The sequence below is a fragment of the Secundilactobacillus malefermentans genome, assembly GCF_008033155.1.
Classification (GTDB): Bacteria; Bacillota; Bacilli; order Lactobacillales; family Lactobacillaceae; genus Secundilactobacillus; species Secundilactobacillus malefermentans.
The window spans coordinates 1,494,770-1,507,706 of record NZ_CP042371.1; the positions used below are offsets into that span (position 1 = coordinate 1,494,770).

General features: G+C 39.2%; 16 protein-coding genes and 1 tRNA gene. 15 read left to right on the top strand and 2 right to left on the bottom strand.

The features are described 5' to 3' along the window. Positions 1 to 72: 72 nt before the first annotated feature. From FGL90_RS07185 to FGL90_RS07235, 11 genes are all read left to right on the top strand, one after another. Positions 73 to 157, top strand: a tRNA-Leu gene (locus tag FGL90_RS07185). A gap of 137 nt (positions 158 to 294) precedes the next feature. After that, positions 295 to 786: a DUF2975 domain-containing protein gene (locus tag FGL90_RS07190; protein WP_187240411.1), complete on the top strand. Its 492-nt coding sequence runs from the start codon at positions 295 to 297 to the stop codon at positions 784 to 786. A 10-nt stretch (positions 787 to 796) separates the two neighbouring features. Continuing rightward, on the top strand, positions 797 to 1,006 hold the full coding sequence (locus FGL90_RS07195; protein WP_010620496.1) for a helix-turn-helix domain-containing protein: 210 nt from the start codon (positions 797 to 799) through the stop codon (positions 1,004 to 1,006). 54 nt (positions 1,007 to 1,060) lie between these two features. Beyond that, positions 1,061 to 1,804, top strand: coding sequence for a DeoR/GlpR family DNA-binding transcription regulator (locus FGL90_RS07200; protein WP_147657533.1), 744 nt, complete (start codon positions 1,061 to 1,063; stop codon positions 1,802 to 1,804). 16 nt (positions 1,805 to 1,820) lie between these two features. Beyond that, positions 1,821 to 2,444, top strand: a complete 624-nt coding sequence (locus FGL90_RS07205; RefSeq protein ID WP_010620498.1) for an HAD family hydrolase — start codon at positions 1,821 to 1,823, stop codon at positions 2,442 to 2,444. A gap of 329 nt (positions 2,445 to 2,773) precedes the next feature. Then, complete coding sequence (locus FGL90_RS07210; RefSeq protein WP_010620499.1) at positions 2,774 to 3,196, top strand: PTS sugar transporter subunit IIA; 423 nt, start codon at positions 2,774 to 2,776, stop codon at positions 3,194 to 3,196. A gap of 49 nt (positions 3,197 to 3,245) precedes the next feature. Then, positions 3,246 to 3,740 carry a PTS system mannose/fructose/N-acetylgalactosamine-transporter subunit IIB gene (locus FGL90_RS07215; RefSeq protein WP_147657535.1) on the top strand — a complete coding sequence of 165 codons (495 nt, stop codon included), beginning with the start codon at positions 3,246 to 3,248 and terminating at the stop codon, positions 3,738 to 3,740. A 30-nt stretch (positions 3,741 to 3,770) separates the two neighbouring features. After that, positions 3,771 to 4,589 carry a PTS mannose/fructose/sorbose transporter subunit IIC gene (locus FGL90_RS07220; RefSeq protein WP_147657537.1) on the top strand — a complete coding sequence of 273 codons (819 nt, stop codon included), beginning with the start codon at positions 3,771 to 3,773 and terminating at the stop codon, positions 4,587 to 4,589. Positions 4,590 to 4,602: 13 nt separating this feature from the next. After that, positions 4,603 to 5,451, top strand: coding sequence for a PTS system mannose/fructose/sorbose family transporter subunit IID (locus tag FGL90_RS07225; protein ID WP_010620502.1), 849 nt, complete (start codon positions 4,603 to 4,605; stop codon positions 5,449 to 5,451). A 16-nt stretch (positions 5,452 to 5,467) separates the two neighbouring features. Continuing rightward, the gene (locus FGL90_RS07230) at positions 5,468 to 5,836 is read left to right on the top strand and encodes a DUF956 family protein (protein WP_010620503.1); all 369 of its coding nucleotides are present in this window, start codon (positions 5,468 to 5,470) and stop codon (positions 5,834 to 5,836) included. Further along, positions 5,833 to 6,342 carry a hypothetical protein gene (locus tag FGL90_RS07235; RefSeq protein WP_147657539.1) on the top strand — a complete coding sequence of 170 codons (510 nt, stop codon included), beginning with the start codon at positions 5,833 to 5,835 and terminating at the stop codon, positions 6,340 to 6,342. The genes FGL90_RS07230 and FGL90_RS07235 overlap by 4 nt, the downstream gene beginning before the upstream one ends. Before the next feature lie 89 nt (positions 6,343 to 6,431). On the opposite strand, the gene FGL90_RS07240 is transcribed toward FGL90_RS07235, so the two are convergent. Beyond that, positions 6,432 to 7,562, bottom strand: a complete 1,131-nt coding sequence (locus tag FGL90_RS07240) for an LCP family glycopolymer transferase (protein WP_147657541.1) — start codon at positions 7,560 to 7,562, stop codon at positions 6,432 to 6,434. Positions 7,563 to 7,827: 265 nt separating this feature from the next. Between FGL90_RS07240 and FGL90_RS07245 the strand changes: the two genes are divergently transcribed. The 3 genes from FGL90_RS07245 (at position 7,828) to FGL90_RS07255 (ending at position 10,747) form a co-directional block, all read left to right on the top strand. Continuing rightward, positions 7,828 to 8,778: an AEC family transporter gene (locus FGL90_RS07245; RefSeq protein ID WP_147657543.1), complete on the top strand. Its 951-nt coding sequence runs from the start codon at positions 7,828 to 7,830 to the stop codon at positions 8,776 to 8,778. A gap of 146 nt (positions 8,779 to 8,924) precedes the next feature. After that, entirely contained in the window at positions 8,925 to 9,929 is a 1,005-nt protein-coding gene (locus FGL90_RS07250; RefSeq protein ID WP_404814665.1) for a DMT family transporter, read from the top strand. Positions 9,930 to 10,054: 125 nt separating this feature from the next. Further along, complete coding sequence (locus FGL90_RS07255; RefSeq protein ID WP_147657547.1) at positions 10,055 to 10,747, top strand: 2,3-bisphosphoglycerate-dependent phosphoglycerate mutase; 693 nt, start codon at positions 10,055 to 10,057, stop codon at positions 10,745 to 10,747. Between the two features lie 27 nt (positions 10,748 to 10,774). On the opposite strand, the gene FGL90_RS07260 is transcribed toward FGL90_RS07255, so the two are convergent. Beyond that, the gene (locus FGL90_RS07260; RefSeq protein ID WP_147657549.1) at positions 10,775 to 12,124 is read right to left on the bottom strand and encodes a C1 family peptidase; all 1,350 of its coding nucleotides are present in this window, start codon (positions 12,122 to 12,124) and stop codon (positions 10,775 to 10,777) included. Positions 12,125 to 12,307: 183 nt separating this feature from the next. Between FGL90_RS07260 and FGL90_RS07265 the strand changes: the two genes are divergently transcribed. Further along, entirely contained in the window at positions 12,308 to 12,844 is a 537-nt protein-coding gene (locus tag FGL90_RS07265) for a dCTP deaminase/dUTPase family protein (RefSeq protein ID WP_010620510.1), read from the top strand. Positions 12,845 to 12,937: the final 93 nt, after the last annotated feature.

Here is a 12,937-nt window from a genome sequence, read left to right on the forward strand (position 1 = left end):
AAATCCAATTATTTTATCGCTAGAGCTATTGTCATCAGAGTTAATTTTTGATATAGTGGTTCTTGTTGATATGCGGCCATGGCGGAATTGGCAGACGCGCAAGATTAAGGATCTTGTCGGGATTATCCCGGTGGAAGTTCGAGTCTTCTTGGCCGCATTACGTAAAGGGTTGAACCTAAATGGTTCAACCCTTTTTTCGTTTCTTAAATTAGGTTAAAGCTTATCGTAAAACAATATTTATTTATTGATAAACGATAAGCTTCAGAATATGATGAGAACGAAAAGGGGATGGCTATGATGAAAAAACAAACATTATTTTTAAGAATTGCATTGATAATCCTTTCGCTGGCGATTGTCGGTATGGTTGGGGGTCTCATTCCTGTCGCAATTCTAATTGGAATTATTTCAGATTGGTCCCAATTCACTTATCAATGGGCATACATTGGATTGGCTCTGGAAATTGAATTAACGGTTATCGCATTTCTATTTGCTGTCAGTCAGGTTTGGTTAATCTTAAATCAGATTGAGAAACGCCGGGTTTTCACGGAACTGACAATTAAACCGATTAAGCGAATTAAGTATGCAAGTTTATTTGTGTTTCTATTGTTTGTTGTTGGGGCGCCAATTGCCTTTTTTGTGGCACAAGCGGAGGACGCGCCAGGTATCGTACTCATGGACTTTCTGGTTGCTTTAGCTGGGGCAACGATGACGGTATTCTCGGCTGTTTTGCAGAAATTACTTTCTGAAGCAATAACCTTTAAAAAAGAAAATGAACTAACAGTCTGAGGTGATGAAAATGGATATTGTGGTTAATTTGGACGTTATGTTAGCAAAAAGAAAGATGAGTATGACCGAACTATCTGAAAAAGTTGGCATTACCCTGGCAAATTTATCAATCTTGAAAACCGGTAAGGCAAAAGCAATTCGATTTTCGACACTTTCAGCAATTTGTGAAGCTTTAAACTGTCAACCGGGTGATCTTTTGGAATATCGGTCAGTGAAATAGTCTTAAATGTTATTCCGATGCGTAAATATGATACAATCTCATAGAGGTGACATTATGAATCGGGAAGCAAAAATTATTTCCCTCGTCAATCGCGAAAGGGAAGTCGAAGTTAGTAGACTTGCTGAAGTTTTCGATGTTTCGCAAGTGACGATTAGAAAAGATTTAATTCATTTAGAAGAAATGGGATTCGTTAAACGCCACCATGGTAGCGTTGTTTTAAATAACTCCGATGATACTCAAGTTCGATTATCGTCTCGCTATGAGGAAAAATTACGAATTGCAAGTAAAGCAGTAGAATTGGTTTCTGATAACGAAACCATTATGATTGAAAATGGATCAACTTGTGCGTTGTTTGCAAGTGAAGTTGCCTCCCAAAAAAGAGGCGTTACGATTATTACTAATTCTGCCTTTATTGCAACGTACATTCGTAAACTTAAGAACGTAAAAATTGTTTTGCTGGGAGGCGAATATCAAAAATCGGCCCAAGTAAATGTTGGCCCAATGGTGGAGCAAATGGCCTCAAATTTTTACGTTGATAAATTTTTTGTTGGTGTTGATGGAATTGATCCAACTCGCGGATTTACAAATAGTGATCTAGGCAGAAGCGAAGCGGCCAGGGGGATGAGGCGTCATGCAAGCAAGACGTTTGTCTTAAGTGACGCAACAAAATTTAGTAGCCCAGGAACGGTCCGAGAATTTGATTTTACAGACGTTGAAGCACTCTATACGGATGATTCCGTGCAAGATTCTGGAAGAGACTTAATGAAACAAAACCATTTAAATTTAATTGTTGTCTAAAAGGTAGGAGACGAAGATGATTAAAAACTTTATTTTTGATATAGATGGCACCTTACTTGATACCGAGAAAATGTACATGTTATCGCTGCAGGATGTGTTGAACAAGCGGGGGATTAACCGTGACTATACTGAATTAGTTGCAACGTTTGGAATTCCAGGCGATGATGCGCTTAAAATTTTAAAGATACCTGAGAATCTGATTCCAGATATTTTGGAAGAATGGGCTAATCGAATTCCCGCTCATCAGGATGAGGTGCATCTTTTCTCTGGAATTGAGGAAATGCTCAGTAAGTTAAGCCAAAGGCCGAACACTGAACTCGCCATCATGACGTCAAAGAGAAAGTTTGAATTTGATCGGGATATTGTGCCACTTGGAATTGATAAGTATTTTTCCAAATTTGTTTTCTTTGATGATACGAAAAGAGGCAAGCCAGCACCAGATCCAATTATATTGGCAGTTAAGCGACTGGACGCCAAGTTTGATGAGACGATTTATATCGGTGATACGCCATACGATATGCAAGCGGCACATGCAGCAAATGTTGCTTTTGGTCTAGTGACTTGGGGCAATAATCCGCATGCAAAAATGGCCGGTGCCGAATTTAAAATAGATGATCCAACCGAATTACTGACTCTATGAAAATGAATTTGTAAGCGACCGCTACCTGTGGGTTGCTTTTTTATTTTCATGTGAACTTCGAACTGCTTTCAAATGAAAGTAGTGGTGCTTTTCAAAAGTAAGCCATTTCATTACACTTCCAAAAACTTCCGCAAAACGCTGATGTAGTGTGGATGTAAGCGCTGTATTATGCTATATTATATGAGGACATTAACGATCCGTTTCAGACTAAAAAATGAGTTATTTATTTTTTACATCGGAAATGTAAGCCTATTCATTATGAATGACTTTATTGAAAGCAATTATTATTTTAAATGTTGGTGTCAAAACTAATCAAAGGAGGTGTCAAAATGTTAGCGATTATTGTTGCAAGTCACGGTAATTTTGCAAAGGGAATTCTACAATCAGCTACCATGATTTTTGGGAAGCAAGAGAAGGTTGAAACAGTGACCTTTGAACCTACTGAAGGACCAGATGACTTGATTGCAAAGTATAATGCCGCACTAGCAAAGTTTGACAAAGATGACCAGGTTTTGTTCTTGGTTGACCTTTGGGGTGGCTCACCATTTAATGCAGCAAGTCGAATTGTAGCGGAACATTTAGATACGATGGCGCTTATGACAGGGTTAAACTTGCCAATGCTCATTGAATCATATACCGTTCGGGATCAAGATTTGAGCAAGGTTGTTCCTCATTTGGAAGAAACTGCTAAGGATGGCGTCAAACATCTTGAACTTACTGAAGATGATGACGATGACGACGACTTGTTATAAGCCTGTCTCAGTTATTTGGATTTAGAAATTATTTATAGGAGGCATTCTGATGTCGTTCAAAATTAAATTAGCTCGAATTGATAATCGACTATTGCATGGTCAAGTTGCAACTGGTTGGGTTAACATGGTTAAGCCTAACCGAATCTTTATCGTTTCTGATACGGTCGTTAACGATAAGTTACGTAAGACGTTGCTTGTTCAAGCAGCTCCAGCTGGTATAAAGGCAAATGTTTTAAGCGTTGACCGAATGATAAAGGCATATTCAGACGAACGTCTTGATAGCCTTGAAATTTTACTGTTGACTGAAGGTCCAAGAGATATGGAACGTTTGGTTGAAGCTGGTGTCAGTATTCCAGAAATCAACGTTGGAAATATGACTTTTGAAGAGGGCAAAACCATTATCGCATCTAACTTATCGGTTAACGATGATGATGTTGCTGCATTTAAAGATTTAAATGAACATGGTAGTAAATTGTCACGTCAACAGGTACCTGGTGATTCAGCTGTTGATGTAATGGGATTACTTAAAAAGGCTGAACTATAGCCACTAATAATTTTAAAAGGGATGAAATAAATGAGTGCGATATCAGTAATATCATTACTAATCGTTGCCTTTCTTGCCGGGGTCGATGTTGTCCTTGACGAATGGGAATTGGCACAACCACTAATTGCTTGTACATTAGTTGGTTTGGCACTTGGAGATGTTTCATCAGGTATTTTACTTGGTGGACAACTTCAATTAATTGCAATTGGATGGATGAATATTGGTTCGGCAATTCCACCTGACGCTGCACTTGCATCAATCGTATCTGCTGTTCTAGTTTGTGGACCTGCAAACCTAAGTGTTTCAAATGGTATTGCAATTGCTATTCCATTGGCCGTTGCTGGACAAGTTTTGAACATCTTCGTTCGTTCACTTATTGTTTTGATGGCTCACGTTGTTGATAGCCGTGCAAAAGCTGCAGATATTAAGGGAATTGATGGCATTCACTACTTGGATATGGTGATTCAAGGATTAAGAATTGCTATTCCAACGTACATTGTTACAATCGTTAGCCCACAAGCAGTTCAAGGGGCATTGAATGCAATTCCTAAGGTTATTACTAAGGGACTTTCAATTGCCGGTGGCTTCGTGGTTGTTGTCGGATTTGCGATGGTTATCAATATGATGGCTAACAATGAAGTATGGCCATTCTTCTTCATTGGTTTCGTATTAGCTGCAATTACTAAGTTAAACCTAATTGCCTTTGGTATTTTAGGGGTCTGCATTGCCTTAATTTATGTCAAGCTTTCTCCACGATTCAATGCACAATCAACTGTTGTTGAAGGTGCTGCTGGTGAAGAAACAAGTTCGGGTGGCGACGATATTGATCGCGCCCTAGACGAATTATAGAGGGGTGAGACTAATGGCTGATAATGAAACTGTAGAAAAGCAAAAAAGATTAACCCATGGTGACATGGTTAAAACATTTTGGCGCGCTGGTTTCCTTCAAGGTTCATGGAACTATGAACGTGTACAAAACGTTGGATTCTGTTTCCAAATGATTCCAACGATCAAACGGCTTTACAAGGGTGATGACAAGGAAACTGCTGCTGCTTTGCAACGACACTTGACCTTCATGCAAACAACGCCCGTTATGACATCGTTAATCGGTGGTATTTCAATGGCTATGGAAGAAGAACGTGCAAATGGTAAGCCTATTGATGATGCAACCATTGCCAGTGTTAAAGTTGGTACTATGGGACCAATGGCTGGTGTCGGAGATCCTATTTTCTGGGGAACAATTCGACCAGTTATCGCATCCTTTGCTGCTAGTTTGGCACTCTCAGGTTCTGGCCTTTTAGCACCAATTATTTTCTTTGTTGCTTGGAACGCCATTCGTTTGGCATCCCGTTGGTATCTTCAAAAGATTGGTTACGATCAAGGAACCAACATTGTTGCTAACTTAGGTGGAAGTTTGATTCAAAAACTAACAACCGGTGCTTCAATCCTTGGTATGTTTATCATGGGTGTGTTAGTTCCTCGTTGGACGACCATTAACTTCCCACTTGTTATTTCTAAGGCTACTGTTAACGGTAAAACCACTGTAATGACCTTACAAGGAATTTTCGATGAATTACTTCCTGGTTTGATTCCATTACTTTTGACATTCATGTGTATCTGGTTACTTCGGAAGAAAATGAATGCGATTTGGTTAATCTTCTTGATGTTCGCCATTGGTATCTTTGGCTACTGGATCGGATTATTAGGATAGAATGGTGTGAGTAAACTTGTTTAATCAAATTAATGAACTGAGTATTAAGGCTAACTATTTTCCAAACCAAATTAAGGCGCTACATGGTAATTTAGTCTTAGGAAACATAGGGCTTGAATTTAAGCCTGATTGGTCAATGAACGGGGTGCAAATCCCGTATGATCAAATTGCTAAAATACAAGTTCAAGTCATTTTCAAAAAGTGGTTTCGCGGATTCTTCGTTTTAACCAAAAATGGTCAACGGATTCAATTCTTGACCCGAGATACCAAACGAGTCATTCACGTCCTCAATCGGAAAATGGATCATCAACTCATTACCGTTTATCGAGGGTCGCTTAGTTTCAAATCAATGTTCAGGAAACCAAAGGGGCGAGCTAAAAAGTGACGGTAACGAAGGCTTACTTAGAAGTTAATGCAAGAAAAGGGAATCGATTCCTACTGTCGGATAGTCAGGGACAAAGACTAGCTGGGGCAAAGGATCATTTCTGGTCAAGTATTTGGAATTCATTTTTAGGATGGATGGTTGCAATCCCGACTTCTTTTAAAATGGAAATCAAAGGGCAAACACTCATTTTAAACTCGAAGATTCAAGTCTTTGGAAGTAAGTATGATATTTTAGTTGATGATAAATTGGTTGCAAGTTTAGCAACTCAAAATAGTAATTATAAACAACCGTATAAGGTTAACGTTGGGAGCATGGACTACACGTTGGTGCCTTACCCAGCGAATACCTATTTCGAGCTTCGAACAAGTGATTCGAGTCGGAAGGTTCTGGCGCTAAGAAGGGATGTTTCTAATCCAAGCAAGTATGTATTTGCAGTGGAAGATAAACTACCTTTATTAACGGCAGCCGGATTGTGTATGGCTATTTTAGATAGTTTTAAGAAGTAAAAGAAGCACTGACAACGAGATTGTCAGTGCTTCTTTTGTGCTAAAAAAGGCCCGCTCATCAAAATGGCGGACCTTTTCTTAGATTTATATTAGTAACCTGCAGGAGCTTGCGTAGGTCCTTGTTGCGTACCACCATAACCACCAGTGGTATCAGTTGTTCCGGTTGTATCAGAACTCGTAGTTGTGCTTGAGTTATCCGCATCCGTTGTAAATTTTGTTGAATCTTTAATGCCGAGTGCTTTACGGATACTATTAGATACTTTTTTAAGTTCAGTATTTGAAGCAACTTCATAATCGACACCATTTACCATTGTACTGGTTCCTTGTAAATGTTGTGACTTCAAATGATGAGAGGCATCTGAATATTTCGAAGCTATGGTGAGCATATCGTTAAAGGTTAAATCTGTTTTCATATTTCCAGAAATTGATTTCAAAATTGACTTGTATCTTGTAACTGATCCTAGACTAACAGCTTTCATAATCAGTTTTTCAATTATTTGACGTTGGCGAGTTTGACGACCATAGTCACCCTTTGGATCAGAATGACGCATTCTAGAGTATGAGAGGGCTTGCTTACCGTTCAAATGAACCTTCTTACCCTTTGTCACATTAGCTGCCCCGTATTTAAAGGTCAGGGTAGGGGTGACATCGACACCACCGACGGCATCAACCATTTTTTCAAGACCACCCATGTTAACAATGGCGTAGAAATCAATTGGAACGTCTAGCAGACTTTGAACGGTGCTGACTGCTGTACTTGCGCCGCCAATCGTGTAGGCCGCATTAATTTTGTCTTGGCTAAGTGAATCACCCTTGATAGTAACCATCGTATCACGTGGGATACTGGTTAGAGTTACTTTTTCTTTCTTGGGATTAACCGTCGCAACGATGATTGTGTCAGTCCGACCAACGTCCTTTCGTCCAAGGGCACCGGTATCTGTCCCTAATAGAAGAATTGAGATTGGCTTTCCTTTTTTGAGTTGACTCGAAACGTTACGAAGCTTGTTAGTACTCCCGGTTTGATAGGTTTCATTAAACGTATCTTTAGCGTCATTGTAAGCGTGATATGCCCAAGCACTACCGCCGGCTAACAGGATAAGTAACATAAAAAGGATTGTCCATAAAACACGATGATGCTTACGCTTTGGCCTGAAATGGTCACTGCCTCTACGGCTGAAGTTATCTGGATCTTCAGGTGGAAATTGATTATTAGTTGACATGATTGCTCCTCATTTCAGAAATTCTTTCAGTATTATATCCAAAAATGGATGGAAAGAATAGTCATGGGTCTTTAATTTAGTAGTTCTTAATTTATTTAATTGCTTAATTACATCATAAAAGTCTGAATTAGTAAATGTGTAACAGAAACTTAAATAAATTGTAGTATGTATAACAGTGTAGCAAAACGCACAAAATTCGTGTGATATAATGAAAAACGTTAATTTAATTTAAGAAATAATTTGGGGAAAGAACGGTGATATCTAGATGTTTAGTATCTTTTACGAGAGTATCTCAGGCGTCTTGGTCATCATGGTCATGATAGCGCTAGGCTACGTTTTAACCGTGCGCGGCTGGTTTAATGACTATGCAAGCCGCCTAATTGCACGACTGGTAACACAAATTGCGCTACCGGCCTATATGATTTTTACGATTACCGGTCAATTCTCTGCCGACAAATTAAAATCAACTTTACCAGATTTACGATTTCCAGTTGTCTCAATGCTCATTTTATATGCACTGGCAATGGCGGCCTATCGACTATTTAGAATTCAAAAGTCACATAAAGGATTATTTGAATCTATGTTTTTGAATTCAAATACGGTCTTTGTTGGGTTACCCGTTAACATGGCCCTTTTCGGACCAAAAAGTTTACCTTACGTTTTAGTTTATTATATGGCGAACACGACATTCTTCTGGACTTTGGGTGTTTATTTGATTCAAAAGGATGGGACGAGTGGCCAAAAATTTGATTTATGGCAAACGGTCAAAAAAATATTCTCACCACCATTGCTTGGATTTATGGTAGGGGTTGTTCTGGTATTACTGCGAATTCAACTACCTAAGTTTTTAATGGAAGATTTTCAGTATGTTGGCGATTTAACAATTCCGCTCTCTATGATCTTTATCGGAATTGCGATTGCAAACGTTGGGCTCAATCATTTAACATTAAACCGCGCAAATGTTGCTATTTTGCTGGGTAGGTTTTTGATTGCCCCAATCGTTATGGCACTTCTTGTTTTACCGACTGGGATGCCGTTACTAATGAAGCAAGTCTTCATCATGCAATCCGCCATGCCTGTTATGACCAATGCCCCCGTTGTGGCAAAGCTTTATGGAGCAGACGCAAACTTTGCCGCAATTATGGTTACTGAAACGACACTTCTAAGCCTAATCGTCATTCCAATTTTAATGGTTTTACTAAAGTCATTTACGTAGGCCATTTGAATTTGTGAAAATGATGGTGCTATACTAACACATGTAGTTATTTTTTATAGAAGGATTATTTATAGAAGGAAGCGTATTTCGTCGTTTTGCGAAAAACAATACTATTTGTTCTATTTTCAACATTAATGTTTAGTTCCATGGAAATTGCGTTAAAGGATGCAGGTGGGGCTTTTAACCCCATTCAACTAAACCTCATCAGATTTTACGTAGGTGGGTTAGTTTTATTACCATTAGCAATTCACAGCAATGCAAAGCAAAAGCGTCATATTCAGTTACGTGATTGGGGTTTATTTGCACTTACAGGCTTTATTTGTGTGATTGTCAGCATGAGCTTGTATCAGCTAGCAATTGTGTATGATGAAGCATCAACGGTCGCTGTTTTATTTAGCTGTAACCCAGTTTTTGCACTTATATTCTCTTATTTATTACTACACGAACATTTAGGGCGTGCAAACTTAATCGCCGTTGTTATTTCAATTGTTGGACTCGTGATCATTGTTAATCCAACCCATTTATCAAATCCACTTGGGATGTCATTAGCAATTGGATCTGCCTTAACTTTTGGTTTGTACAGTATCGTTTCGCGGTATGGATCAGTTAAGCGTCACTTTAATGGGATTACAATGACGGCGTATACTTTCTTAGTAGGCTCTACTGAGTTGTTGGCACTGGTTGCCATCACACATATTCCAGGAGTTGCTAAGTTTATGACACAAAGTTCTTTTTTGAAGCAGTTTAGTGCCATTCCAATTATTCAAAATGTCAATTTCCATTATTTCTGGTTACTGTTTTTCATTGGTGTTTGTGTAACCGGTGGTGGATTTGCCTTTTACTTTTTGGCAATGGAACGCTCAGATGTGTCTACTGCATCGTTGGTATTCTTTATCAAGCCAGCGTTGGCACCAGTAATGGCGGCAATTATCCTTTCAGAGAAGATATTACCACTCACAATTGCTGGAATTGGCGTTATCTTGGTTGGCTCTGTCGTCACCTTTATGGGTAACAGAGTTAAGGTTCGTCGTTCGGACTTAACGAATCCGGAAGAAAAGATTAGTGCCAGCAAAGTTCAAGCAAATCTCAAGCAAGAGTACGATCAAACAAAGACGGTTGGTCAATTGAACCAGACAAATCCAAATGATTAAACGAAGTAACAGAGCTGAGAAGCTCTGTTTTTTTGACTAAATATGTGCACTATTTAACAATGAGTTTTGAAATCCGGTTTTGAATTCGGTAAACTAGGGATGATTAGAGAGAGGGAATTTAAATTATGGTGAAACTTGTCATTATGCGGCATGGTGAAAGTGAAGCTAATCGCGACAATATATTTACGGGGTGGACGGACGTTCCGTTGACCCAAAAGGGAATTGAACAGGCGCACGCTGCTGGAAAAGTATTAGCGGCTACCAAGTTAGAATTTGCGGATGTTCACACCTCAATGCTCTATCGAGCGATTAAGACTGCTCATATTGTGATGGCGGAGTGTCATCAATTATATCTTCCTGAGCACAAAAGCTGGCGGTTAAATGAGCGGCATTATGGCGCGTTAAGGGGACAGAACAAGGACGAAGTCAAACAATCAGTGGGTGAAGCACAGGTTAAGTTGTGGCGGCGTAGTTTTAAAACGGTTCCGCCATTATTAAAACAGGTAGATGAGGATCCTAAGTATTCGAAATGGGGAGCCATTGAGCCCCGAGGTGAAAGCTTAGAGATGGCCTATAATCGGTTGATACCCTATTGGCAGGATGAAATCGCACCTCGACTATTGGATAAGCAAAATCAACTGGTGGTGGCTCACGGAAGTACACTGCGGGCTTTAATTAAATATTTAGATGGAATTGCTGACGCTGATATTGATCAGGTTGAAGTACCAAACGGGAAACTCATACTGTATGAATTCAGTGATAAGTTAAAAGTCATTAACAAGCAATTCTTAGATGAAAATACAAAAAAAGTCGATTAGCATGCTAATCGACTTTTTGATTTGAGTTTAATTTGATGCCAGGGCACCCATTGGATCCCAAGGCGCCAAAAGTGCAGGATTTTCGGATTGAGCCTTCAATAGGTCCTCACTTAAGTACTTTTTATTAACGACGACTTGATAGCAATATTCTTCCATCCAAGCATCGCTCATCACAAAGTAACCCTTTGTCCCAACTTTTTCGCCCCAACTATTTTCAACTTTCCATTTAGTTGGTTTGCCTTCGACAAGATCGACACCGGTAATGACCATGGCGTGAGTCATGAGGCTTTCACCATAATCTAAACGCTCTGCCTTACTCATTGAAAGGTCAACGTCAAGAAGTTCATCCTTCTTGTAGTAGTTGACGTCCATAATCCCTTTTTGGCGTTCTGAGCTCTTGCCAACGTCACAGCCAAACCAAACACTTTGACCATCCTTGAGTTGTTTGATAGCAAGATCCTTGAAGTTATCCATTGTGACGTTTAAATGTTTCACTTGACGTCCTCCAACAACGTTTCCAAGCATTTCAACTGTGTATGTCTTGTTGTATGGCTTGTCATCAGTAGGGGAGTTGATGATTGAAACGTAATCGTCTAAGTTCCAACCAATATACTTATCATAGAAGGATTTAGGCGTTAACCCACGATCGGCGTGGAATTGTTTGTCATCGTCACGATACTCAAAGTCAAATTTTTGAACGGGCTCACCGAGTGAGTAGCTCAAAATCTTGTAATCGTCAGCAAGCATTTCCTGACGCGTCTTAGCAATTTCAGCATCAGTCGCGTTATTTGAAACTAATTTTCGTAAAGTAATGGCATCTTTACGTAGTTTAGTATTGAGGACTGAGTTTAATTCGCTCGATTTTGAACTGTTATAGGTTTCAGGCATCACTGATTTAGGTGCAATTCCGTACTTTTCAATGATGGCACAGAGCATATCCCATTGACCACCGTCTTGTTGTGGGGTTTCCATGAGGAAGGCAACTTTACGGCTGGTCCGAGGTTGGTCAGCTGTCGCTAAGACATTTTCGTAAAAGTAGTTTGCCTTTTCAAATTTATCCCAAAAGTTTGTATAGTTTTGAGATAGTTCAAAATTGGAAAGGTTGAACAAATCAGCTAAGTGATGACGCATTGTGTTCAATGCAGCAAACATCCAGCAACGACCACTTTGTTTTTGATTTGCCACTTTACCAGTATTCAAATCAATTGAAAAAACAGGAGACATGTCGACATCAGAAGCAAAATCGGCACTGGTTGCCAAAATTCCCTGGTGACTGACACTCCTTTGGATAACCTTAGCATCTTTGCGGGCTAAGTAGTTTTCATGATATTGATCTATTTGTGCCAAACTAATGGCGTTTTTTGATGATTCAGTCAAATCAATTCACACTCCTTTTCGTATCTTCTTATTGTACTCCAATAATCTCATTTTTCGAAAGCTTCCTCAAACCAATTTATTAGGAAAATGAGAAAAATTTAGGGGAAAAGTGATTCAAGTTCATTCCAGTGTTTGGTTAGTGTATGATTGTACAAAAGAGCAATTGAAAGGAATTAAACTAAAATGACACGTGGTTTTAAAGTTGTAAAAGCATATCAAGGAAAAGACGTTAAAATTCCATCACGGGCAACCAAGAATGCAGCTGGATATGATTTTGAAAGTGCAGCTGATTTTACGTTGCCATCGATCTGGAAAATGGATTTCATTAAAATATTGCGGACAATCAGAAAAGAGCAACCTTTTTCAGATGGGGATGCTGAAAAAGCCAAGAAAATATTGAAACCATTCTTAATTCCAACTGGGATCAAGGCCTACATGGCACCAAACGAAGTATTAATTCTTGCGAATCGTTCCAGTGGGCCGCTAAAACATGGGACAATTTTGCCAAACGGAATTGGTGTAATTGATGCCGATTACTATGATAATGAGAGTAATGAGGGTGAGATCTTCATCCAACTAATAAACTTTGGCCTTTTTGATCGTCATATAAAAAAGGGCGAACGGATCGGTCAGGGTATTTTTCTTAACTATCTAGTAGCAGATGACGAAGTAAGCGCAAGCTCTGTTAGAACTGGTGGTTTCGGTTCCTCAGACAAATAATCTTAAGACGTGTATAAACCGCTGGACTATTGCCAGATAAAAGGCAATAATATGCTAAAATATTATTTGGTTAATAAAAGTCAAACTTTGACG

What these genes read in the sequence shown, in the direction of transcription:
- FGL90_RS07190 (WP_187240411.1), top strand. Translation starts at nt 295, where the DNA reads ATGATGAAAAAACAAACATTATTTTTAAGAATTGCATTGATAATCCTT.
- FGL90_RS07195 (WP_010620496.1), top strand. Translation starts at nt 797, where the DNA reads ATGGATATTGTGGTTAATTTGGACGTTATGTTAGCAAAAAGAAAGATG.
- FGL90_RS07200 (WP_147657533.1), top strand. Translation starts at nt 1,061, where the DNA reads ATGAATCGGGAAGCAAAAATTATTTCCCTCGTCAATCGCGAAAGGGAA.
- FGL90_RS07205 (WP_010620498.1), top strand. Translation starts at nt 1,821, where the DNA reads ATGATTAAAAACTTTATTTTTGATATAGATGGCACCTTACTTGATACC.
- FGL90_RS07210 (WP_010620499.1), top strand. Translation starts at nt 2,774, where the DNA reads ATGTTAGCGATTATTGTTGCAAGTCACGGTAATTTTGCAAAGGGAATT.
- FGL90_RS07215 (WP_147657535.1), top strand. Translation starts at nt 3,246, where the DNA reads ATGTCGTTCAAAATTAAATTAGCTCGAATTGATAATCGACTATTGCAT.
- FGL90_RS07220 (WP_147657537.1), top strand. Translation starts at nt 3,771, where the DNA reads ATGAGTGCGATATCAGTAATATCATTACTAATCGTTGCCTTTCTTGCC.
- FGL90_RS07225 (WP_010620502.1), top strand. Translation starts at nt 4,603, where the DNA reads ATGGCTGATAATGAAACTGTAGAAAAGCAAAAAAGATTAACCCATGGT.
- FGL90_RS07240 (WP_147657541.1), bottom strand. Translation starts at nt 7,562, where the DNA reads ATGTCAACTAATAATCAATTTCCACCTGAAGATCCAGATAACTTCAGC.
- FGL90_RS07245 (WP_147657543.1), top strand. Translation starts at nt 7,828, where the DNA reads ATGTTTAGTATCTTTTACGAGAGTATCTCAGGCGTCTTGGTCATCATG.
- FGL90_RS07250 (WP_404814665.1), top strand. Translation starts at nt 8,925, where the DNA reads ATGGAAATTGCGTTAAAGGATGCAGGTGGGGCTTTTAACCCCATTCAA.
- FGL90_RS07255 (WP_147657547.1), top strand. Translation starts at nt 10,055, where the DNA reads ATGGTGAAACTTGTCATTATGCGGCATGGTGAAAGTGAAGCTAATCGC.
- FGL90_RS07265 (WP_010620510.1), top strand. Translation starts at nt 12,308, where the DNA reads ATGACACGTGGTTTTAAAGTTGTAAAAGCATATCAAGGAAAAGACGTT.